The organism is Exiguobacterium sp. s123 (assembly GCF_018617075.1).
Taxonomy (GTDB): Bacteria; Bacillota; Bacilli; order Exiguobacteriales; family Exiguobacteriaceae; genus Exiguobacterium; species Exiguobacterium profundum.
Genome location: NZ_JACSJL010000004.1, coordinates 1 through 23729 on the forward strand (window position 1 = coordinate 1; position 23729 = coordinate 23729).

The 23729-nt window shown below is 41.6% G+C and carries 24 protein-coding genes and 2 pseudogenes; 5 read left to right on the plus strand and 21 right to left on the minus strand.

Annotated features, from left to right (window positions below; translation table 11 throughout):
• The 4 genes from tnpA to KNO72_RS08110 all read right to left on the minus strand — a co-directional run.
• On the minus strand, positions 1–372 hold a 372-nt coding region (gene tnpA, locus KNO72_RS08095; protein WP_214757737.1), incomplete at its 3' end, for an IS200/IS605 family transposase.
• A 164-nt stretch (positions 373–536) separates the two neighbouring features.
• Positions 537–707, minus strand: a complete 171-nt coding sequence (locus KNO72_RS08100; protein WP_214757739.1) for a hypothetical protein — start codon at positions 705–707, stop codon at positions 537–539.
• Between the two features lie 121 nt (positions 708–828).
• Positions 829–1836 carry a tRNA dihydrouridine synthase gene (locus KNO72_RS08105; RefSeq protein WP_371815836.1) on the minus strand — a complete coding sequence of 336 codons (1008 nt, stop codon included), beginning with the start codon at positions 1834–1836 and terminating at the stop codon, positions 829–831.
• An 84-nt stretch (positions 1837–1920) separates the two neighbouring features.
• Entirely contained in the window at positions 1921–2535 is a 615-nt protein-coding gene (locus tag KNO72_RS08110) for a TetR/AcrR family transcriptional regulator (RefSeq protein ID WP_214757743.1), read from the minus strand.
• Positions 2536–2736: 201 nt separating this feature from the next.
• On the opposite strand from KNO72_RS08110, the gene KNO72_RS08115 reads away from it, so the two are divergent.
• A complete protein-coding gene (locus KNO72_RS08115; protein WP_214735200.1) occupies positions 2737–3681 on the plus strand; it encodes a DUF5692 family protein in 945 nt (314 codons plus the stop codon).
• 103 nt (positions 3682–3784) lie between these two features.
• On the plus strand, positions 3785–4312 hold the full coding sequence (locus tag KNO72_RS08120; protein WP_214735201.1) for an AAA family ATPase: 528 nt from the start codon (positions 3785–3787) through the stop codon (positions 4310–4312).
• On the opposite strand, the gene KNO72_RS08125 is transcribed toward KNO72_RS08120, so the two are convergent.
• The 6 genes and pseudogenes from KNO72_RS08125 to KNO72_RS08150 form a co-directional block, all read right to left on the minus strand.
• Complete coding sequence (locus KNO72_RS08125; RefSeq protein WP_214735202.1) at positions 4304–4744, minus strand: hypothetical protein; 441 nt, start codon at positions 4742–4744, stop codon at positions 4304–4306. The two genes, KNO72_RS08120 and KNO72_RS08125, sit on opposite strands and share 9 nt — an antisense overlap.
• 39 nt (positions 4745–4783) lie before the next feature.
• Positions 4784–5596: a DUF4839 domain-containing protein gene (locus KNO72_RS08130; RefSeq protein WP_214735203.1), complete on the minus strand. Its 813-nt coding sequence runs from the start codon at positions 5594–5596 to the stop codon at positions 4784–4786.
• Positions 5597–5718: 122 nt separating this feature from the next.
• Positions 5719–6422 (minus strand): annotated as a pseudogene (locus KNO72_RS08135) (IS30 family transposase); the annotation flags it as partial.
• A gap of 457 nt (positions 6423–6879) precedes the next feature.
• Positions 6880–7683, minus strand: coding sequence for a lincosamide nucleotidyltransferase Lnu(B) (gene lnu(B) / locus KNO72_RS08140; protein WP_002294514.1), 804 nt, complete (start codon positions 7681–7683; stop codon positions 6880–6882).
• 53 nt (positions 7684–7736) lie between these two features.
• Entirely contained in the window at positions 7737–9221 is a 1485-nt protein-coding gene (gene lsa(E) / locus KNO72_RS08145) for an ABC-F type ribosomal protection protein Lsa(E) (RefSeq protein WP_002294513.1), read from the minus strand.
• A gap of 442 nt (positions 9222–9663) precedes the next feature.
• The gene (locus KNO72_RS08150) at positions 9664–10248 is read right to left on the minus strand and encodes a recombinase zinc beta ribbon domain-containing protein (RefSeq protein WP_002294511.1); all 585 of its coding nucleotides are present in this window, start codon (positions 10246–10248) and stop codon (positions 9664–9666) included.
• Positions 10249–10309: 61 nt separating this feature from the next.
• Between KNO72_RS08150 and KNO72_RS08155 the strand changes: the two genes are divergently transcribed.
• Positions 10310–10768, plus strand: coding sequence for a hypothetical protein (locus KNO72_RS08155; protein WP_002325145.1), 459 nt, complete (start codon positions 10310–10312; stop codon positions 10766–10768).
• A gap of 50 nt (positions 10769–10818) precedes the next feature.
• On the opposite strand, the gene KNO72_RS08160 is transcribed toward KNO72_RS08155, so the two are convergent.
• From KNO72_RS08160 to KNO72_RS08210, 11 genes and pseudogenes are all read right to left on the minus strand, one after another.
• Complete coding sequence (locus KNO72_RS08160; RefSeq protein ID WP_002294510.1) at positions 10819–11070, minus strand: hypothetical protein; 252 nt, start codon at positions 11068–11070, stop codon at positions 10819–10821.
• A 764-nt stretch (positions 11071–11834) separates the two neighbouring features.
• The gene (locus KNO72_RS08165; RefSeq protein WP_063843220.1) at positions 11835–12494 is read right to left on the minus strand and encodes a type A-16 chloramphenicol O-acetyltransferase CatQ; all 660 of its coding nucleotides are present in this window, start codon (positions 12492–12494) and stop codon (positions 11835–11837) included.
• 298 nt (positions 12495–12792) lie between these two features.
• A complete protein-coding gene (locus KNO72_RS08170) occupies positions 12793–13311 on the minus strand; it encodes a GrpB family protein (RefSeq protein WP_214757745.1) in 519 nt (172 codons plus the stop codon).
• Between the two features lie 124 nt (positions 13312–13435).
• Complete coding sequence (gene msr(D) / locus KNO72_RS08175; protein ID WP_214757747.1) at positions 13436–14899, minus strand: ABC-F type ribosomal protection protein Msr(D); 1464 nt, start codon at positions 14897–14899, stop codon at positions 13436–13438.
• A 119-nt stretch (positions 14900–15018) separates the two neighbouring features.
• Positions 15019–16236: a macrolide efflux MFS transporter Mef(A) gene (gene mef(A), locus KNO72_RS08180; protein ID WP_047387591.1), complete on the minus strand. Its 1218-nt coding sequence runs from the start codon at positions 16234–16236 to the stop codon at positions 15019–15021.
• Between the two features lie 385 nt (positions 16237–16621).
• Positions 16622–18184: a recombinase family protein gene (locus tag KNO72_RS08185; RefSeq protein WP_483297348.1), complete on the minus strand. Its 1563-nt coding sequence runs from the start codon at positions 18182–18184 to the stop codon at positions 16622–16624.
• A gap of 1 nt (position 18185) precedes the next feature.
• Positions 18186–18602 carry a recombinase family protein gene (locus KNO72_RS08190; RefSeq protein ID WP_214757749.1) on the minus strand — a complete coding sequence of 139 codons (417 nt, stop codon included), beginning with the start codon at positions 18600–18602 and terminating at the stop codon, positions 18186–18188.
• Positions 18603–20165, minus strand: coding sequence for a recombinase family protein (locus KNO72_RS08195; protein WP_214757751.1), 1563 nt, complete (start codon positions 20163–20165; stop codon positions 18603–18605).
• A 61-nt stretch (positions 20166–20226) separates the two neighbouring features.
• On the minus strand, positions 20227–20442 hold the full coding sequence (locus KNO72_RS08200; RefSeq protein WP_003762658.1) for an SHOCT domain-containing protein: 216 nt from the start codon (positions 20440–20442) through the stop codon (positions 20227–20229).
• Positions 20443–20497: 55 nt separating this feature from the next.
• A complete protein-coding gene (locus KNO72_RS08205) occupies positions 20498–20791 on the minus strand; it encodes a DNA polymerase family A protein (RefSeq protein ID WP_251028306.1) in 294 nt (97 codons plus the stop codon).
• A 165-nt stretch (positions 20792–20956) separates the two neighbouring features.
• Positions 20957–21532, minus strand: a pseudogene (locus KNO72_RS08210) (IS3 family transposase); the annotation flags it as partial.
• Positions 21533–21626: 94 nt separating this feature from the next.
• On the opposite strand from KNO72_RS08210, the gene istA reads away from it, so the two are divergent.
• Together istA and istB are read left to right on the plus strand one after the other, a co-directional pair.
• Complete coding sequence (istA, locus tag KNO72_RS08215) at positions 21627–22910, plus strand: IS21 family transposase (RefSeq protein WP_214757753.1); 1284 nt, start codon at positions 21627–21629, stop codon at positions 22908–22910.
• The gene (gene istB / locus KNO72_RS08220; RefSeq protein WP_214757755.1) at positions 22910–23698 is read left to right on the plus strand and encodes an IS21-like element helper ATPase IstB; all 789 of its coding nucleotides are present in this window, start codon (positions 22910–22912) and stop codon (positions 23696–23698) included. The genes istA and istB overlap by 1 nt, the downstream gene beginning before the upstream one ends.
• Positions 23699–23729: the final 31 nt, after the last annotated feature.

The following is a 23729-nucleotide window of genomic DNA, read 5'->3' on the forward strand; positions in this document are numbered from 1 at the left end:
ACGTTTAATCGTTTCGCTCGATACATTTCCAGCGGTGGAGACGAAATAGGATCGTGTCCAGAGACTCGGCAAATGTTGAAGATGAGGAAATTCCTCTCTTAACTTTTTAGATGTTACTCGCTTTATTTTTGCCATGATGTCAGCAGGGCTTAACGTCGGTGGCGCATTCAAATACATATACGTGTGATCCTTATCGCATGCTAAAGCAATCATATTGATATCTAATTCTTCACATATCTCAAGCACCAATTGTTTGAAACGTATTTCTACGTCATGACGAAGAAATATCTGTCTTCTGTACCGAGGACAGAAGACGAAGTGATAATTGATTAGAGAAACAGTAGTATGCGTTCTTCTATAGTTGGTTTCCATATTAATATCGTATCAGTTTAACCATCAAACTGCAACAAGAAGATTTCCAGATACTTAAAGCGCCAAAACCTTCGGATTCTTTACTGACACTCCGCATCCTGCCGAGCTTTCATCCCACCCCTAAAGGAGTGGGCTTTCCCGCTCGGAAATTCTGTAATGGGTCGCTATCGTTTCATCGCACGAATGGATATGAAAAGACCAATCACATATCCGATGATTGAACCGATGACAATCCCGTATATAAACGGAAAATCAACTAATAAAGAGATGACGATTCCGCTAATCGTGCCAAATACAAGTCCTAGCCCGACTGCTGATTCGCGCCATTCGCTCATCTTCATCCCTCCTCTTCTTTCCACTCATTACATACGAATCAGCCAGATTAAACGTTTCATCGTTATCTACTATTTTTCATATAAAAAAGGGACCCAGTATTCACTGACCCCCTTCAAAAAACTATTCGACTGTCGAGACCGCCTCAGCGAGTGCTGCCTCTTCTTCATGATATTTCTCGACAAAGGCATCGAGTAACGCTCGTACCTCATCCGTCGATTTCGTTTCCATCAAGTTATGGCGTAGCTCGCTCGCCCCACGGAATCCTTTGACATAAATCTTGAAGAAACGGTGCAAGTTCGAAATAGAACGCGGCACGTCTTCTTGGAATTTATCCTGAAGGTCCAGTTGCAGACGCAATAGATCAAGGTGTTCTTCCATCGAATGCTCGCGTGGTTCTTTCTCGAACGCGAACGGGTTCTTGAAAATCCCGCGACCGATCATGACACCATCGACCCCGTATTTCTCAACGAGCTCGAGTCCCATTTGACGGTCGAGGATGTCCCCGTTAATGGTGATGAGCGTATCCGGGGCGATCTCGTCACGCAACTTTACGATGTCCGGGATCATTTCCCAGTGCGCGTCGACTTTACTCATTTCATTGCGCGTGCGCAAGTGAATCGACAAGTTGGCGATGTCTTGTTTCAAGAGATGCGTCAACCAGTCACGCCACTCATCGAGCTTCGAATAGCCAAGTCGTGTCTTGACGCTGACCGGGAGACCACCGGCTTTTGCTGCTTGAATGAGCTCAGCTGCAACTTCCGGACGGAGAATAAGACCGCTCCCCTTTCCACGTTTCGCCACGTTCGGGACCGGGCAACCCATATTGATATCGAGTCCTTTATAGCCCATCTCGGCCATCCCGATACTCATTTGACGGAAATATTCCGGATTGTCTCCCCAGATGTGGGCGACCATCGGCTGTTCGTCCTCAGTGAACGTCAAACGACCACGGAGGCTACCTTTTCCTTCCGGATGGCAATAGCTGTCCGAGTTCGCGAATTCTGTGAAGAAGACGTCCGGGCGTCCCGCGTGGGCGACGACATGACGGAAGACGACATCGGTCACATCTTCCATCGGGGCAAGTATAAAGAACGGACGCGGAAGGCCGCGCCAAAAGTTTTCTTTCATCGTAAAATCAGTTCCTTTCATCCATACAGTCCAACAAAATCACTCATCTATTCTATTATGTCCGTCGGATTGTATCAACTGACATTACTCATGATCCGTTTCTTTCGAGCGAATGAGTTGAAAAAAGTGCGGGAATCCTTCGGTCAATAAGTAATGAAGCACACGATTCGTGTATTCCGGTTCAATCGTTCCCGTGCGAAGTAGCGTCTGCAGCACCATCCCGTCAATCCCGGCCATCGTCCATGTCGCGACCGCCCGAGTCATCGGCCCTTGCTCGACTCCGTAAGCCCGTACAAAGATCGCTTCAATCCGTGTGATCCAGTCTTCGTATTTCTCTTTGAATTTCTGTTCGATCTCCTCATTTCCAATCATCGCTTCGTGGGCGAGATAAAATTGAAGTCGGCTCTCCGCATCTTTTTGAAGGCGCTCCTGCATACCTTCATAGATTTCCTGAATAATCACCGCCGCTTCTTTTTGATCGTCATGGGAGACGGTCTCAATGCGTTTGACCTCACCGAGCCCCTCGTCCATCACGTCATATAGAATCGCTTCTTTGGATGTGTAGTAATGATAAATCGCACCCGTACTGAATCCGGCCCGCTCCGCAATCCCTCGGAGTGTCGTGCCTTTGATGCCCTGTTCGACGATGATTTCACGTGCGGCTTGTAAGATTTTCAACTTTCCTTCGTTCATCATCATCTCGCACCCTCCTCTGTTTTCAACGCTCATTATACCATAATGATGTGGCGAACTTTCGACACTTCCATGTGAGCTCCCACCCCCTATTGACAGCGTTTACAATACTTTGTTACACTTTTCACATAAACATAACGAACGTTCGGTATGTTTGGCCAGTGCATTTATTTCTGATCATCTCATTTTCGAAAGGAGTGTCATGTTATGTTTTTCTTCGAATCAATCCCTTGGTATAACGTCGTCATGTGGTTCGTCGTTCTTGGGCTGTTGATAGGGTTGAACGAGTTCGTCCGTTCTGGTAAACGGGCGAGTCAACTTATGTTCATGGCGTTACCGATCGCACTGACCCCGGTTTGGTTATTTGTTGTCGATTCGGAAATCACGTCGTGGTTCCATTGGGTGAAGGTGTATTCGGCACTCGCCGGCGCGCTCATCTACATGGTCATCCGCTTCACGAACTACCATAAGAAACATCCTTGGTATTTAGTACTCGTCCCGGCCATTCTTGCCATCAATATCCTGGAGGCCGTTATACGGGAGTTTCAAGTTGGCTTCATGGGATTCAACGGAGTCGTCGACGGTATGAATTACATCTCTGGTGGGTGGAACTACGTCAACGCCTTCGCCGGAATTTTGAACATCCTCACGATCTGTGGCTGGTTCGGGATCTTTGCGACGTCCGGTAAGCGAGTCGATATGATTTGGCCGGACCAAACGAAATTGTGGATCATCGCATATGGGATTTGGAACATTTCCTACGTCTATTCGTGTGCACCGGGTAACGCATTTTATTCCGGATTTGCGTTGAACATTGCCGCAACCATCCCTGCCCTCCTTTGGGCGAAAGGAACATGGATGCAAAACCGTGCCCAAACACTCTCGATTTGGATGATGTGGGTCATGACCTTCCCTTACTTCTTTGCGGTCGGTAGTACGTTCAATGTGAGCGTCTCATATAATCCGGCAGCAAACTGGACGCTTGCACTCATCAGTCTTGCCCTCAATGTTGCGCTCGCCGTCATGCAGGTATCACGTATTATGAAACGACGTCTCAACCCGTTGAAAGACGAGCTGTGGACCGATACCGAAGAATACAAACAAGTCGGTGCGTTACGAGAAACAGAATCACCTAATCCTAAGACAGCATGACAATACCCCATAGTAGATGGAATTCGAATTCCGCTACTATGGGGTATTTTTTGTAGGACTCCATTGTAGTCATAGAGAATATAAACACGAAAGGATGATAACAATGATTTTATGGATTAACGGCGCATTCGGTTCGGGCAAGACGACCTGTGCCAAGCTACTTGAGAAACAGTTGCCGAATGCGTTTCTCTACGACCCGGAGCAAGCCGGATTTTTCATTCGAGACCAATTGCCGAAAAGTCTTCAACAGCCCGATTTTCAGCACCATCCGGAGTGGAGGGAGTTCAACTATCGAATGCTGTCGAAGATTGCCACGTCCTTCGATGGGGTCATCCTCGTTCCCATGACATTGGTGGACGCAACGTATGTAGACGAAATCATCGTTCGGCTTCAGCGGGACGGGATCGACGTACGTCACCTCATCCTTGAAGCGAATCGACAGACGCTCGTGAAACGATTGAATAAACGTTTCGAATGGTTCAACTCTTGGGGGAAAGCGCAGATTGATCGCTGCCAGTCCGCATTTCAATCTGAAATCCATGCGGAAAAAATTATAACGGATCACCTCTCAAAACAAGATGTTGCGCGAGCGGTCGCCAATCATATCGGTCTCACACTTTCCTCAAAATGATTCAGATTCATACATCGCTTCGACCGGCTCGTCTTCCCATCGAATGACGAGCTCACTTGAATGAGATAGACTCAGCTCCACCGCTTCACACGTCGTATCGGTCAACCACATGCAACGGAACAACAGTTGCCGATATCCGTACAGTTCATCGACGATTTCAAAGCGCCCCATTTGAACGAACTGGCTCAACTGTTCAATTGGACACACCGAATAAGTGGATTCACCAAAACGGACGAGCGACGAAGCATCCCGGTCCACGTTCGAGATGGTCACGGTGGCACGACTCGTCCATACCGCTTCCTTTTTGAACAAGTCACGGATCCCATCCGCAAAAACGAGACGGATTGTCGAACCCATAAAAGTCGCTTCCGTGATGACCGCGTCATGCAGGGAAAGCGGGACGTTACGAGTTCGAATCGTATATTGTTTCATCGAATTCCTCCTAAATCAACATATTCGGCAGAATCACACTTATCTCATTTGGATTGAAACCGGATCAATTAAAAATAAATCAGATGACGTTTCATACTCAACAACTTCAGCAGTGATACGTATATTGTGACCAATTCCAAAAGGGTCTGGAATATTATCGCCAGTTAAATTTAAATCAAAGTAGTTTACATTACGAAGCTGGAAATTAGGACCTGGTGTTTCGCCCTCAGTGTAATCACCTACAAGTATCAAATAGTCGAATCGAGTATCATAACTCCCGTGTCTATTTACATATGCAGTGTGTGCATCGAATTCAATTAATCTACCTTTGTATTCTTTTGCAAAATCTTTAGCTAACGGATCAGACTCGTAATCTAAACTCAATACAGCATTTAATTCTTTACTATTATCTCTCGTAAGCGTTTCGGGTTCTTCTTCAATTACCTCTTCAACTTCTTCATCATTTCCTGAACTATCTTTTTCGTCTTTAGAACTGTTGCTCTCACTTGATTCATCATTTTCAAATGTATGGTATGTGATGATAATTTCTTCATCCTCCGCAACCCATTGTCCTTCAGAGTAATCAGTTTTCCCACCTATAGAAACTTCTTCAATTTCTCCATCTTTTGTAATCCAACCGGTAACTAAGTCCTCGATTGCTTTTGTTTTTATATCTTTAAATCCACTTTTTTCAAGGTCAGCCATCACTTCTTTATAGTTTTCGCCTTCATAATAGCTAGCAGATGTAGGAATTTTTATTTGACCTTCATGGTCACTTGCCTCATCCCCACATCCAACTAGTACTGACGTTAGACCAAAAATCATTATGCCGTTTAGAATTTTCTTATTCATATATAATTATCCTCCTGAAAATTGAATCATGTTTTTTAAAGTATGGCAATAAAGAGATTAAATTACCATATGAAAATTATATTTTTAACGAATTTCCATTTTATACTTTCGACAGTTTGGCAAATTAAGCGCAACACTTCCTCAGTGAAGATCTCGTGTGCGGTTCTCCAGTTCAGGCATTTCCTCGGTCGCCCGTTGATTTTGGCGAGCGCGTCCGCGAGTTCGCCGTCTCGAACGTGCCTTCCGGGAAGGCGCCGTTCACCGCATGGATCGCCCCCTCCATCGAGGCCGCGGTGCGGTCCGCGATCGGCAGGACGAGATAGAACCGGCTCTTCCGTTCGATGAACGTCGCGACGCATGCCTTCGATTTCCCACGTCCGGAGACGACGGTGTCGAGCTCCCAATGCCCGAATGTCCGGCGCTCCTTGACCTCTGGCGGTCGTTTCGAGATGGGGAGTCCGATGTTGATGCGCCCGCGCGTCTCGGTCGGATTTTGACGTTTCCCCTTCTGGCGGAGCACGGTCTGGGGCACGTCGATCCGTCCCGCATAGATCCAACGGTAGATGGTAGAGAAGGCAATTATTCCTGTGTAGAGGCGGCCGACGATCTGTTCCGGAGACCAGGTCGCACGCAGCTTCTCGACGATCGTCCGGCGCATCGTGTCGTCGAGCTTCGTCTTGGCACCGCAGTTGGTTTTCGCCTTTTCGTAGCGCCTCTGCGCACGTCCTGATTCATAGCCGGGGTTCCGTTTGATCTCCCGCGAGACGGTCGATGGCTGTCGCCCGAGCCGTCTCGCGATGGACCGGATGGACATCCCGAGCTCCAGCTAGTTCTCTATTTTCACGCGTTCCGTTGTGGTAAGATGGGTGTAGCTCATGAGATTTCCTCCGTCTGAATGTGTGTTGTGGTGACTTCATTCTACACGAGGAAAGCGTCATGGGCTTTTTGTGTTCACTTTTGGGTGTTGCACTTAATTTTATAATTCATCTCAAATAAAAAGAGGTTTTTAAAGTCTTGAGTCCATCCCAAAACCTTAAAAACCCCTTATCTACCACGTACTTTTCAAGCTTACTTTTCAATTATCTCCAACCACGCCACCGTCTCCACATGGATTGAGAGGACAGAATGAATGTCATTTGTGTATGTCCGTTCTCGGAAACATATCCACGACACTTTTTGCACTATCGGTAGACGGGAACATATCCATAGGCTTCGCTGTTTTTTGAAAAACTGAGGTATGCTGTTAATTTTCAGTACCCAATACTGTGAATAACGTTACTCTCCTATTCACTAATGTAATTCAACAATCTTTCTAAAATGTCATGTGTAACTTTTAAGTTGTATTGTTCAATAAGGTGACTTTGCAAATCCATAACTAATAGCAAAGAATTTTTATAGGCTTCAAATAATTCTACCTTATCTAATCGAGCAGTGGTCTTTGCAAATTTTTTATAATTTTCAAGGCTAATTTCTTTTTCAAGGTTTTTACTCATGTTTAGCCAATTATCAGCATTTTTTTCTGCCATACGTATAAGTTGTAGTGTATTTTTTTGAAGTTGTGATAAGAGTTCTAATGAACGAGCATATTCTCCTCTTTTTAGAACGTTGATTCCCATCAACCATAGATTAGAGAAATTACACAACAAAAAATTAGCATTTTCTTCAGTAAGTCTATTTGGTCTTGCACCACTTATCTCTGATAAATAATTTTCTAATTGCCCTGTTTCATCGTAAATAAGCATAGCCTTCGTATCAGGAATATAACCTGAATCTTTAAACGAGGGGATTATGTTCATATCTTTTTCAGAAAGGAAATGAAATTCCCCACGTATAAGATTATCAAAAATAACTACCTCTGTTCCGTACTCATTTTTATAAAGCATCAAGTACGGAGCTACGTCAAACAACCAGTTGGATGAATCAAAGTTCGAGGTTATACTATCTTTCAAAAATATATAGAACTCTATATCAGAGTATTGGTCACCTTCTCCTTTGGTAAACGATCCATACATCATACAAGCTGTAATTCGTTCATCTGACTCAGTAAGATTCTTAACGTTTGCAATTAATTCTTTTTGTTTTAACATTTCTTCACCCTTTCATGTAAATATCTTTTAGTTATTGTGGCAACTCAAAATCTCTACAAACCTAAATTAATATTTTTCGTACAAATGTTATTGCAAAAAGCATCATCATGCTCCACAAACAATAGTGTAGGACAATATTCCAAAATCATTTTTTCAATTTGGATACGTGAAAAAATATCAATATAGTTCAATGGCTCATCCCATATATACAAATGTGCACTTTCACAAAGGCTTTTAGCAATTAGTACTTTCTTTTTCTGACCAGCACTAAAATCCACCATGTTCTTATCAAACTGCTCTCTATTAAAATCCAGTTTACGAAGAATCGTTTTAAATAGAGTTTCATCGATCTTATTATTATAGGCAAATTCAGATAGATTACCTTTTAAATATGAAGTATCTTGCGAAATATAAGAAATTTTTAGTCCACTTGCTAGCATAAAATTTCCGGTAAATTTAATATCATCTCCATTAATCAATTTTAGGATACTAGACTTACCACTCCCATTTTTTCCGATAATGGCAACTCTATCACCAATATTGACTCTGAAATTAAGATTACTGCATACTTCTTTATCTCCATAAGACAATGATAAATCATTCGCTTCTATTAAGCACTCTTTGTGAAATTCAAGTGGTGAAATTTTTAAGTCATCATATTGTTCAATGTTGTGGAGCAGTTCTGATTTTTGTAAAACGGCTTCCTGATGTCTTGACTCAATATTTTTGGCACGTTTCATCGCTTTTGCAGCCTTATGTCCAACATAACCCTTATCCAGTTTTGAACCAGAATTTGTTGTTCCATATTTACTTTTTTCTACTTTATTTGACCAGTTTGAACTACGTTTTGCTGCATAAGACAACCTTCCTATTTCTTTAAGGAGTTTCTTGTTTTCTGCCAGTTCAAAATTATCTTGTAACGTTTTGTTCTCCCACCAAGAAGTAAAATTTCCCTTTTGGATTTCGATATTCGTTTTATTGATAGATAGTATATGGTCAACACATTGATCAAGTAAGCTTCTATCATGAGATACCAAAATAAACCCCTTCTTGCGTTTCAAATAGTTTTGCACTACATTACGTGCATCGATGTCAAGATGGTTTGTAGGTTCATCAATAAGCAGGAAACAACTCGCTGTAAGGAATAAAGCTGCAAGAAGGACCTTTGTTTGCTCACCATTTGACAATGTATTAAACGGACGATATAAAGCATCTTCTTGAACATCAAGCAATGATATTTCACGAAAAATCTCCCAATCCATACATTCCGTACAAATACTCTTCATTACTTCAATTGTATATAGACTCTTATCTTCCACATCATAAGGAAAATACTCAAACTTAACTGTAGAACTTATATTGCCGGAATACGCATATTTGCCAAGCAGTAAATTTAAGAAAGTAGTTTTACCGCGTCCGTTTCTTCCAATAAAACCGAGTTTCCAATCTGTATCTATCTGAAAACTTACATTTTCAAAAATATTGTCATAACTTCCTTCATATGAAAAAGTTAGATTTGAAACATTTATTAAGGACATATATTTCTTCCTCCTTTACATTATAAAAATTTTATAAGCAAAGTCGGTTTTCGGCATTAATTACTCTATAATGTTATCCAACTCTGCAAGGATTTTGTCATGAATGACATAGTATCATTGTCTATCACGTTTATCTTCCTTTCTTTTACAAATATTAAAAGCCGCAAGAAAGTAAATTCTTACGGCTCAAAAACAAATACTATTATTACCTTTTGTTATACATAACATAAGGTTACTGTAATGTATTATTGAGTGTAGAATACTTAACTTTCTTGCAATTTGCATAACAAAACAAACGGTTCTATAGCCGTTTCTTTAAATATCTTATTATGCATCATATAATTAGCAAGAAAAGTTATACATTCTTCCACCTCCAAGTCGTTTTATTATATCATATTATCTTTAAAAATCCAATATAATTCTTCTGTTCTCTTTCTAAAGATTACCCTTCTACATCAATCTCGACTCCTGATTTGAATTCAACGGCGAACTTATCATGAAATACCGTAACTTTTTCTATAAGCCTCCTTACTAACTGCTCATCATATTCCTCTAACTCACAGGATTGTTCATTAAAGAAATCAGTCATTTCAGCGATTCGTTGCCTTTTTCCTTCACGCTCTGCATTTTCAACAAGTGCATTTTGCTTCAATTCTCGAAGGTGGTAGATTTCATCAGCCACATCTTCATAGTCATTCTTGGATTTTGCTTGGATAAGAAGCTGTTGTTGTAATTCTTCCAATTTGCTATCAATATCATTGGTGGCATTATCATTTTCTTCATTAAGTATAGTAGCTATGTTTTTCTGCAACGCCTGGAGGAAGGGTTCTTTGTTAGCCAAAAGTTCGTTAATAGCCTTGACCACTGCTGTCTGCAATGTTTCCTCGTTTATGGTAGGGGCAGTACATTCAGATCCTTTTTCCTCCAAACGGCTGACGCATCTCCAAACAATAGACTTGTAACCTCGGTTATTCCAGTGTACCCGGCGGTAAATATCACCGCACTGGCGAGCAAACTGCAACTGCAACTATGCAGGCACTTAATCTTAAAAGAACTACTTTCTATAAACTGGTGAAGGAAGTGATTGTATGATGACGATGTGTCCACGATGTTTAGAGCTATACAGTGAAATTTGGTCGAAGCCTTGTTGTAAATGCGCCGATAAGACCATTCCTGTTGATATTGAACTCATCAATGTCGTTCAGATGCTGCTCACTAGAGGCTTCGATGTATCTTATGCCACTTGTTACCCAGATAAAGAACAAGGTGAGATCGAAGCTATGGAAATTGAGATTCACTTTAGGGAATTGTATCCGCAGGCTCTCTTTGATGGTCTCCCACCTGACTGGATTGTAATTGACGAATACCCAGTTCTTGGCGGTAAGGTTCTTGATGAACCTGTTGATATCCTTACATGTGCAATCGAATATCGATTTGAAGAGAGCATCCATATTCAAAAGGATATCGCTATAAGCAATCTGGAAACATGGCTCGAAGAGAAAGACCCGCAATCTTGTAGGGCTATCCTTACATTGGCCGGCTTCTGAAAAAGCAAGACCCTCTCAACAGTAATGATCTGCTGAAAGGGTACTTTACTTTAATCTATGACCTTGAAGTGCCTTAATGCGTCTTTAATAGCTTCTACTTTATATTCTGGTGCTGGTTTATATGGGCGTTTTAGTTCTTCAACTGCGTTTGGTGCGTCGTACATCGGCAGGCCTAAGTTTCTTTTGACCTCTGCAATGTTTGCAGTGTGAACTTTGAAGCCGTACTTTTCTTCGATATACTCCTGAATAAGCCTGTAGGTGATACGATCTGGCTGGATTTTTCGGTCGTCTGCGTACTCCATTTTTACACTGATAAAATCGTCTGCACTTTTGTGGGACAATAAAACACACGTCTCAACGTGGCTCGAGTTGCCATTATTGATGTCTACCTCCGAAATTTTGATACCATACGTAAGTGGAAACAGGTCAACCGTTTTTTAGCGTTTTTGAGGTATGAGGGAACATATCAACGGTTTTAAGGTTTTAGGGAACATATCCACTAATTAAAATGATGATACATATTATGATCGAAATTAATCTGCTCAGGAGAAGGAACAAGATACCCATCCGCAACTCAAAGCATATCACCGGCAATTAGTGGGTAAGAATAATCCTACTGATTTTATCAAATGGGATTCCTACCTTTTTTATCGCTTTCTATATTTGAGTAAGTTGACCAGGATATCCTGAGTAAACTAGAACTGCAGTTTCATCAACCCAAACTAATGCAGGATAAATATCACCAAAATGAAAAATTAATTCGTAATTGTCATAACAGCCCTCTCCAATTCCTGCAATTTGACCCCGGCCAGTAAATTCTTATGCTTTGGTATAAAAATACAAAGAAAAAGGATTAGATTTCTCTAATCCTTTGAAATGATTTTTATAAGGAATATATTACTCCACTAAGCTCAGACTCCTTCCAATCGGTCTTCGCTGTCACTCGTCTTCTCGGGAAGTCCTTGCATAGGTGGAACATCTGCTTCTTCGGTCGCTTTGCTTCCTCACGAGCTTCACAACATTTTCGATCTTTGTTTATAGCTCCCAAACACAAGCAATTTTTATATTATTTTTCTCCTAACCATGTCTCATAATTTGACGCTAATTCCTGTGCCTCATTAAAAAATCTGCTTATATGATAACCGTCGCAAACCGCATGATGCACCTGTACAGACATAGGTAATAAAATTTTATTATCCTGCTGAAAATACTTACCCAAAGTAAAAATAGGGATTAGATATGTTGCATCATTGTATATATTCAGGTTGAATCCGGTAAAATTCACCCAAGGAATGCTGGACACATTAATTGTATTAGCAGGTTCACCTGTCTTAGGCATGAAATTCAAAACGTCGCTATAGTTTCTAATATCCTCAAGGTAATTATAGTAAAAACGTGGGAAGTTCTCGTCATACTCTGTCCAAATACTTGAAAAAGTTTCGTTATCCTTATGAAAGACAGTATAACTTGGGTTCATACTATCCCAGTATCCTAACTTACCTTTTTGATCAAAACAGGTGCGGAACTCCTTGTGACGGTTAACCACAGTTGTGATGATATAAATAAGCGTAGGGTACAGTTTCAGGCCCTTAAGTTTAATTTCACGCAGTAAACCAGTTATCTCTATATTTGCAGTCATACTGTAAGTGCACCTAACCGCATTTAAATAATGCTCAAAGTATGGCTTTCTATTCCAATCCTCAATATCTATCAAATTAAATTTCATAAATTAGCCTCCTAAAATTTTATTCTTTAATTTTAGAAGGCTAATTTAACTGCCATCATCATCTTGCAACCTCCTGCTATCCAAGCATCTATATTATAAGCAAGTCCATTATACCACATAGAATTATGTAAATCAAATAGGTTCATAGAATATAAAACAAATACACTTGCTACTACAAATATATCCTTTGTTAATTCGTGTTATTCTACCGATACAAACCAGCAATGTTAAGAATGTGTAATAGTTAGTTATACGGATTATCCTCAACTGCTTCTTGCAATCCTTTGAGAATAACCTCCTAACAGACAGTTTGCCACCATCGCAAAGCATCCTTTTCTAGTTGCTTTACAAATGCATCCTTACCAGTGCAGTAGCCTTCAATATCCTCTGAGAATCGATAAGCCCGCTCCATCTTTAATTCACCATACTCTAAAGCGATGTCTGGATGTGTACGCAGAAAGTCCCTTACTGCTATATGCCTATTAATATCTTTGTGATTGCTTTGCTCAAAAATATGGATCTGGTGTGTCCTGTTATCGCCGCCTTTGCGGAAATATCTACGTCCTTCAATACCAAACTCACCCATACACTCATAACCAATCGCTACAAATTCTTTGTTATGCTTATCAACCAAACTAATATTTGTCACTACGGGCATTATATCAATGATTGATTTAGCGGCTAACCCTTTGACTGCTGTACTGCCAATATGGTAAACCTCCACCAATATATCCTTCAATATATTCTTTATCTTCTGTGATTCATTTTCATACTCTACTTCCCAAAATGGGTCGTACGGAACAACTCGTATAAACAATAATAACCCTCCAATCTCTTTCTCAACAAATAACGTTACGACATTATTAGAAAAAGTCTTTATACTCTTTAACAATGGAGTCGCCAGCCAGAATAGACTATATTGACCAGCGACTACCTTAAATTTAATGTTTCAGATTTATTTTCTTATCACTAATTTCATAAACCACATCAGCCACATTATCGAGTAGCCGTTTGTCATGGGTGATAAACACTATAGTTCCAGAATACTCCTTCATTAATATTTCCAAAGCCTCTAAGCTTGGTATGTCAAGGAAGTTGCTGGGTTCATCCATTAGTAGGATGTTATATCTACCCATAAGCATTTTAGCTAACAATAATTTCATAATTTCACCACCGCTTAAAACAGCTAAGCTTTTTCCTATGTCGTTTTGTTTAATTCCCATTGATGCTAACACAGAACGAATTTCTGAAACATTGTAATCACAATCCTCCTGCATAAATTCCAAGACTTTTTGATTACTGTTGTACTTGTAACCATTTTGTGCAAAGTATCCTATTTTGGCCTTAGGTGAAATAGTAATTCCATCTTCATGATTTAAGATCATTTGGATTAAGGTTGTTTTTCCTGTTCCATTACCACCAGTTAACGCCACTTTTGCTCCTAGAGGAATTTGAAAAGATGCATTTTCAAACAGTGCCTTATCCCCAAATATTTTATTAATTTCCGTACCGACTATAGGGTATGGATTATGAAGCTCCAATGCTTTACTTTGCCTGAAACGAATTCTGCGAATGTCTTCCGGAGTTTCTACATTCCCTAAGGCTGCAATCCTGTGCTCTAGGGATTTAGCGGCATTATGCAACTTTTTCCCCTTACTTCCTATTGATTTTTGATGAGCTAAACGCCCTCCGCCTTCAGTACTTTTTTTCTTTGAAGCACCTTTTGCCTTCTGTTCTATTTTACGAGCCTGTTTTCGCTTTTCCTCCGCAGCCCTTTCCAATCGGGCACGTTCCGCAATAAATTGTTCGTATTGTGCAGCTTGGCTCTTGCGTTCTTCCTCTTTCTGACGAAGATAATCAGAATAGTTTCCCCAATACTCAGTGATTTTGCCATCTTTCAGTTCCCATATTTTATCTACTGTTTCATCAAGAAAATAGCGGTCATGGCTAATAACTAACAGTGCACCTGTAAAATATTTTAGCTGTCCTATTAGAAAATCAATTCCTTCACGATCTAAATGGCTCGTAGGTTCATCCGCTAAAATACCATGAACCTGTGCCGATAAGGCCTGTGCTATTTTAAGCCTTGTTTCTTCACCACCGCTCATGGTCTGTATATTTAATTGCTCAACACCTAGCTTGCCTACAAGTGCAAAATCTTTTTCATCCTGCAGAGTTACTTCGTCCAACTGGGGAATATAGGCAAGTTCACCCAGACGATTCATTTTACATCCTGGGGAAATTAATTCTCCTAAAAGTACCTTGAGTAAAGTGCTTTTTCCTGCACCATTTGCTCCTACTAAACCAATACGGTCATAATCATATACTTCTAATTCATTTATTTCTAAAACATCGCGTCCTTTGAATTCCACACGAATGTCTTTTGCTTTTAATATCAATTCCATAACATTTCCTCCTGTCTATAATCGCATGCTTTCATTTGCTTGTACGCAGGGAAAACCCTGCGATTTTAGCAGGAAGAATTACATGAAAATAAGATACATAAATATCCCTCCAATATTGTTTATTTTAAATCTAATTTTCTAACCTCAGTTATCATTGGGCAAACTATAGCAATGCCAATAATTAAAATACCTGATAGTAAAAACCAATGATTTACACCGATTTTATCAGCAAAGAATCCAGAAAGAATTAACCCAATTGGCATAGCAAGTGACATGATACTTCCGGTCAAAGAAAATACACGTCCTAAATATTCAGGCTTAATTTTCTCCTGAAAAAGAGCTGTTTGCACACCGCTATAAAATGGCACCGAAAGCCCCATTATTGCACAGCAAACTACAAATATTACAAATCCATTTGGAGGAAGTATTCCCGAAACGGCTACACTGGCCCCCATTATAAAAAATGAACTAGTTATTAGTAATACACGCTTTTCGAAGCTCCCTAATCTTCCTAACAATAAGCCTCCTGCTAGCATTCCAAAGGCAAAGGAAATTTCCGTAATAGAAATATGCACAGGTGTTCCATTAAAGTATTCCATGCTTATTAAAGGAAATAGTGCATTAATTGGCATATAAACAAAAGTATATAGTGTTCCTAAGAGTAATAAGGCAAACAATCCTTTGTTTTGTCTCAGAACGACAATTCCTTCTTTCATTTCTCTTATGAAATTTGGTTCCAAACTTTGCACTTGATTACCCAGCTTAGGTATACGTACAATTGCTACCGTAATAGATGCAATCACAGCACCCAATACGTCGATGGCAATAATAGCATTTAAATCCCAAACGGAGTATAAGAGTGCTGCAACTGCCGGACTAACAATATAGCTTATAGACTGCAAAGACTGACTATAGCCTGCGCATTTCGTTAGCTGTTCTTCTGGTACTAAAAGTGGTGTAACCGCATTGAGCGCTGGGGTATGAAAAGCTGTTCCAATGCTACGGATAAACAATACTATCATAACCATCCAGACAGGTAGCTCCATATAGAATGCAACAATAGCAAGCACTGCACCAGCTGCTGCGATAATTAAATCGGCACCAATCATTATCTTCTTCCTATCATGACGATCCACTAGCACACCAATGGCAGGCCCCAAAATCGCATAGGGTAAAAAACCTACTAATGAAGCCATAGACAAGACCATCGCAGATCCTGTTTTTTCTGTAAGGTAAAAAATAATCGCCATTTGCAGGATGGCACTAGTGATTAATGATACTGCTTGCCCTGCCCATATTGCATAAAATTTTCGTTTCCAATTGTTGTATTTTTCCATTTATATTATCTCCTGCATATTATTTTGCTTGAATTTCTATTTTGAATAGCATTCTAGGCAATAAAAAATGCAGGCCAAACCCCACAATGTGGCTTTTGGTCTGCATACATACAATTTGGAAACATTCATATTAAAGACATAGTTAAATAAAGGTATAGTTAAATAACCAATATCCTCACCGTAACTAACGAATGCTCAATATCGTATAAATAAGCACAACAAAAAAGCCTATCATCGGGGATAGATTCTGCTTTTTTTATTGCCAGCTTATCTTAAACGCATTGAGGCTGTCATAGTTTCGGTTCCTCCTACATCTTTATTTATATCAATTTATAGAATAACACAACAAGATGATATGTTCAATATAAAAATTATGGAATGAGTCTCATACTTCCAATTCGATGCCAGATTTAAAGGTTATGATAAAGTGGTCTTCATAGACTGTAACGCTCTGGATTATCTTTCTCACAAGCTTATCGTCGTACTCTAAGGTACGGAATTTATTATTGCGGATAAATTCAATCAGCTCATTGATTCGCTCGTTCTCGCCACTGAGGGAGGCATCTTCTACTAAAAGGATCTGTCGCTTGTCTCTCAGCTCATCAATCTCATCTGCTAGGTGTTCATAGTCTTGACCCTTGTTCGCCAGCTTGATAAGTTCTTTTTGCTTTTCCTCCAGTAAGTTGTTAATCTCTGAAATTTGGTATTCTGTGGTTTCACCAATCACAGCATGAATATTCTCTTCCAGGGTCTTTATCATGTTGTTGCCACCTGCAAGCAGCTTATTAATTGCGGTCATTACAGCACCATAGAGTTCATCTTCTTTTACGGTTCGGTTCTTACAAACTTCAGGACCTTGCTCGATTCTAGTCACACATCGCCAGACAAATTCTTTTCTGCCGTGAATATTCCAATAGGTTCTCCTATAAATATCGCCACATTCTCCACAGAAGGTAATGGCACTTAAAGCGTACTTGCTACTATAAATGCGTTTGTTCTTGCCTTCTCCTGTGTAGATATTGCTTCTCCGATGAATTTCTTCTTGCGCCTGCAAAAATAACTCTTTAGGAATAATCGCCTCATGGCTATTTTCAACATAATACTGGGGAAGATGACCTTCGTTCTTCACTCGTTTCTTGGTCAGAAAATCTACTGTGACAGTCTTTTGCAGAAGGGCATCTCCGATGTATTTTTCGTTTTGAAGGATCTTCTTAACCGATTCCGGTCGCCATCTTGGTTTTCCTGCTGCTGTTAAAATACCATCCTTTTCAAGGCCTCGACCAATGCCCACTAGACTCTGACCTTCAAGGTATTCTCGGTAGATGCGTTTGATAATCTCAGCTTCTTCGGAGACAATAATTAAATTTCCATCTTCATCTTTGCTGTAGCCCATAAACCGCTTATGGTTGACCTGCACCTTTCCTTGTTGATATCGGTACTGTAGCCCAAGCTTAACGTTTTGTGAAAGGCTCTGGCTTTCCTGCTGTGCCAAAGATGCCATAATAGTCAGCAAAACCTCACCCTTGGCATCCATTGTGTTTATGTTCTCTTTTTCAAAATAGACAGATATGTTTTTATCCTTGAGCTGTCTAATGTATTGAAGGCAGTCTAGGGTGTTACGTGCAAATCGGCTGATTGATTTTGTAATAACCATGTCGATGTTACCATCCATACACTCTGCAATCATACGATTAAATTCGTCACGCTTTTTAGTGTTTGTACCGGAGATACCATCATCTGCAAAGATGCCAGCAAACTCCCATTCATTATTTTTCTTTATAAACTCTGTATAGTGTGCGACCTGAACTTCATAGCTAGAATTTTGTTCTTCTGTTTCTGTAGAAACACGGCAATAGGCAGCAACACGAAGTTTCTTTATCTTTTCTTTTGCGGCTGTACTTCCTACCCTTTTACGAGCAGGAATAACCATTATATTTTTCTCTGTCACTTTATTCCTCGCTTTCTATCAGACTGTATAAGTATTCTACTCGTTCAAAAGGATCCACTGGCGTCTTATTATCTGCCTTTTTCATTTTGAATCGTTCTTTGGGTGGAGGAGAGGTGAAAGCAGCAAGCTCTACCACTCGTCCTAAATCCTTTGCACGTTTGTCTCTAACTTCTTCAGCTTTATCAAATATCTCTTTATCAATGATTGCTGGATACGTATCATTTCCGAGGTAGTTGACGTTTTTCAAAATGCGCCCCATCACAGAATGTGTCTTTTCAATACCTGCCTGTTCGCCAGCCACTGTAAGGGATAGTCCTGATATGTATTTCTCAAAGAATACCTTTACTTGACCTGCTGCCTTTTCATCGACAGTAACCACTCCATCTTGAATTTTGTATCCATATGGAATATATGCCATTTATCTCACCACCTTTTCTTTCAGGGAAAGACCGCATTTCAAATTGAATGTCAGATCATCCCTGGAATTTACAATGATGTTCACTACAAATTCTTCAAATAGTTCTTCCGTGTAGTCACCATTAAAATTATCTGCTGACACATAATTAATGAGGTCCTTTATCTCGTTTGCTCGCAAAACCCCACTCGCGGAATTTGATACAAGGTTTGTTTTTTCGGTTGAAAGATTTTTCATCTCACTATCTAAAACATTTCGTTCCTGATTAAAAAGAGCTGGCTCAAGGAAACCTTTGGCCATCAGTGTAATAAGGGTGTTGCGTTCTTCCATGAGTTGCTCCATTCGCTTATCAATAGCATCCATTCTTTCACGGTCGCTTTCTTCATCGATTTGGCTAATTGATTTGAAAAGTGGCTCTAGGATTAGCTTGTTACTGAAAGCAAGCTTGTTCATCATGGTGGTAAATGTGGCTTTTATTTCTCCATCTCGCAGAAACAACATGGAACAGCTCTCTTTGTCTTCGATGTGACCGATGCAACTCCAAGCAATATAACTCCTGCCAACTGAGTAGTTTGTCTTTCTCCTAAAATTGCGACCACACTCTCCACAGACCATCTTGCCACTTAGAGCATATCGGTTGAGATAAACGTTCTTTTTCATGCCCTTGCACTTCATCTTGGCTCTCTCATCGATGAGATCTTGTACCTTAGCAAAGTCTTCTCTGCTTACAATAGGTTCATGATTATCCTTGTAGTAGTACTGGTCTTTTTCGCCTGTATTTGGATGGCGATTGTAGTTACTATCGGTGTAAGTCTTTTGAAGTAGGACATCACCCATATATTTTTCGTTTCGAAGCATGTCTATCACCGTGCCTGCACTCCAGTGATTACCTCTACTTGCAGGTATTTTGTCTTTGTTCAAACCTCTTGCTATAGTACCTCCACCTTTCCCTGAAAGGCACTCTGCAAAAATACGTTTGATGATTTTTGCTTCTTCTGGGACGATTACCATTTCACCATCTATATTGGTATATCCATAGGGTGGAGTACCTACATAACTGCCGTTTTGAAATCTCTTTTGAATGGACCATGTTGAGTTTTGTGAAATAGATGCAGACTCTTCTGCAGCAAACCCTGAAAGAATAGAAAGCATCAGTTCACTTTCCATATCACCCGTATTTAGATTCTCTTTTTCAAAATAAATATAAACACCGATATCAATCAGTTTTCTTACTAACTCTAGACAATCTACTGTATTACGAGCAAAGCGGCTGATTGATTTGGTGATAATAAAATCAATCCGACCTTGCTTACAATCTCGTATCATACGGAGCAGTTCAGTCCGTTTCTCCATCTTGGTGCCGGAGATCCCTTCGTCATAATAAAGCCCAGCAAATACCCATTCTGGATTAGACTTAATATAGCGCTCATAGTGTTCACGCTGTGCTTTAAGGCTTTCAAGCTGTTCATCACTATCGGTTGAGACCCTGGCATAGGCGGCAACCCTAAGTTTCGTATTAGGTAGTTGTCCCTGGGGCAGTTCATCTATTTTTGTTATCTTTTTCATCATCTCACCTCGCTTTCGCCCATTACATACATCACTCTAAAAGCTATTAATAGCAAGCTTTTTAGGACATAATCTCGGCTAAACGGGGAGAGAATTTCTGCCTGTTCAAGGCTGATATTTTGTGTAATTCATCCGCTGTTATTTTGCCTTCTTTATATAGGTTTGCGACAATGCTCTCCGCTATGTGAAAATCATATTCCTTTTGTAATTCTTCCTCTGTCATCTGCTCGGTCTTACCCTTTAACGGACAACCATCTTTTACTTCATAAATGTTCATAGAAAAACACCTCCTACCTAGTAGCCATGGCAGAAGGTGAAATCTGATGATTTCTTTAATCTTTTTGATAAAAGTCACATTCATAGCCATCGGCATCAAGGAGCAGCCCTTTCGCCCAAGGTGGCACTTGACTCATCTGTTTACATATTTCAGTAACCGATATTTGAGAATCGGCTTCAATAATGACTTCATCATGGACATGAGCCACAATACGATAAGTACTAAGCATCTTCATTGAATACATCAAAATATCACGGGAGATGGCTTGAACAATATTCTCTACAAACTTAGGACCGTAACTTTCAAGACGCTCCCATTTCTTTGTTCCACCTACCCCTTCATAGGTCACAGACTCACCACCAAACTGATTCTCACCAATTCGAGGTTTTACATAGGCAAGCCTTCTGCCAGAGGGAAGAACGATAAAAAGCATGCCACTAAAACAATGAAACTCGATGCCATGGGTTTTGAACTGCTCCCCGTCAAGTAGACAGGGTAAATAATGAAAACCAACCTAAGCGGCTTGAGACCTGTATTCGACAGGGCTCAAGCCGTTCAGTCGTTTCTGGAGACGATCGTGGTTGTAGAACGATATGTAGTTCTCGATGGCCGTTGTGAGTTCGCTATAGGCCTGGAACTCACGCAAGTAGTACATCTCCACTTTCAAGGTGCCCCAAAAACTCTCGATCGGGGCGTTGTCGAGACAACGTCCGACCCGGGACATGCTGTGGGTCAGTCCCGCGTCTTCCACCATGCGTTTGAACCCTCTCGAGGTATATTGGAACCCTCGGTCGCTATGGATCATCGGACGCGCTCCTGTGCGGAGCCCCGTGATGGCTGGCATCATCGTCTGGAAGACGAGAGCGTTGTTGTTGGACTTTCCGATGCGATAGGCGACGATCGAGCCGTCGTACAGGTCGATGATTGCGCTCAGGTATGCCTTTTTCCCGGCACCATATTTAAACTCGGTGACGTCGGTGCACCATTTCTCGTCCGGTCGGGACGCGCTGAACTCTCGGTTCATCAGATTCTCGGCCACGTGCTGCGGCGTTGACTTCTTATGCTTCTTCCGCTTCCGGCGGATGACCGACTATAAATCATACTTTTAATGTGTCCTAAAGTGATGGGATAAGAATGTACAATTTTGTCTCCTTCTCGCATACTTGTTCACGAGGTGAACGACTATGCAAATTCAATTAAACGTAGACACGACGTTCGAGGTGAACGAACTTACGGACCTACAGAAATTCAACGACATGATGGAGACGATGAACATGAAAATCAATAAAAGCCAACTCGCTAGAGAAATGGGGGTCGACCGCAGGACGGTCGACAAATATCTCAACGGCTATCAAAAGCCTGATAGAAGGAACCGTGAATCTGTGGTTGACGCCTACTATCCGATCATCCGGGCCCTCCTATCGGAGGACTCGAAACAACGCTTCTATTATCGACGCGTCCTTTGGCAGTACCTGAAGGACAATCACGGGCTGGATTGCGCGGCATCGACGTTCAGGGCATACATCAAACGGCATCCCGAGTTCAGCGCTTATTTTAACGAGAACAAAAAAATGCCCGCCATCGGGCAACATGTCCGTTTCGAGACTGCCCCTGGCAAACAGGCACAGCTGGACTGGAAAGAGTCCATCCGTTACGAGACACGGGACGGTGAAAGAATCGAGGTGAACGTGGCGGTACTGTTACTTTCTTATTCCCGCTTTCGTTTCTTCCACCTCAGCCTGTCAAAATCGCAAGACGTCGTCCTCTCATTCCTGACACAGGCCTTCGAAAAATTGGACGGAGTTCCTGATGAGCTCGTGACGGACAACATGAGCACCGTCATGACCGAAGCACGAACGAGATATGGCGAGGGCGTCGTGAACCGTCGGTTCGAGGAGTTCGCAAAGGATTTCGGTTTCCAGGTGAAACCTTGCATCGCCGGGCGGCCGCAGACGAAAGGGAAGGTCGAGGCACCGATGAAAATCTTGGACGAGATTCACGCCTACCAGGGCAAATATAATCTCGAGGAGCTGCACGATTACATCGAGAGGCTGTGTGAGCGAATCAATAACGAGGTCCATCAGGGTACCGGGAAGATCCCGATTCTGGAGCTCCAAAAAGAAAAGAACCTCCTACTCCAGCTACCAACTGAACGAGTAAGAGATTCCTATCGCATCAAGCACGTCCGGGCCAAGGTGAACCATTCCAACATGGTGTCGTACCGTTCGAACCAGTATTCCGTACCGATCGGATATGAGGGTGAACGGGTAGCGCTCGAGGTCCATGACGACTACTTGTGGATTTATCATAACACGAAACCCATCGCACAACATCGCCTCACCGGCAACAAACTGAACTATCTGGAACATCATTATCTTCAGCAGCTGAGTCAGACGGTCGGGGAGCACGGCGGCATCGACGAGATGGCTCGACGCAATCTACAGCTCATGGACGAGAGGTACCGATAATGAGGGAGACGAACAGTTACAAGCAACTACGGGAGAACCTCTTGTCGCTCAACCTCAATCAAATGGCACTCCACCTCGACGAGGTGCTAGACTTCGGCATTCAGAGCGGGGCGTCATTGACCGAGGTGCTCGTCAAGCTCACGAATCACGAGATCGACATCCAAGAGCAACAGAAGACGCATCGGATGATCCGAGCAGCAGCGCTACCAAGCCCCAAAAGACTCGACACGTTCGACTTCTCATTCCAGCCGTCGTTGAACCGAGATCAAATCGCAGACCTCCACTCGCTCCGTTTCATCGAACGAAACGAGAACGTGGTGTTCCTCGGTCCTAGCGGTGTCGGCAAGACACATCTTGCGACTTCGATTGGTGTCGAGGCGGCGCTGGCACGGCATAGCACGTATTTCACGAAGTGTCACGACCTCATCCAAAAACTGCGCATCGCAAAACAGGAGAACCGGCTGGAAACCAAGCTGAAATATTTCGCCAGATATAGGCTGTTGATCATCGACGAGATCGGGTATCTCCCGATCGACGCAGAGGACGCCAAAATCTTCTTCCAGCTGATTGACCAACGGTACGAAAAAAAGAGCACCATCCTAACCACTAACATCAATTTCGGTTCGTGGGAGGAAGTGTTCGTAGACCCGAAACTGGCAAACGCCATCTTGGACCGGATCCTTCACCATGCGACCGTCGTGCCGATATCCGGGGACTCATATCGATTGAAGGACCATCGGACGGAACAAACCGTGTCTGACGAAACCGACAATATTGAACATTATTAAACGAGCAAAATTGTACATATAAAGGTTGACA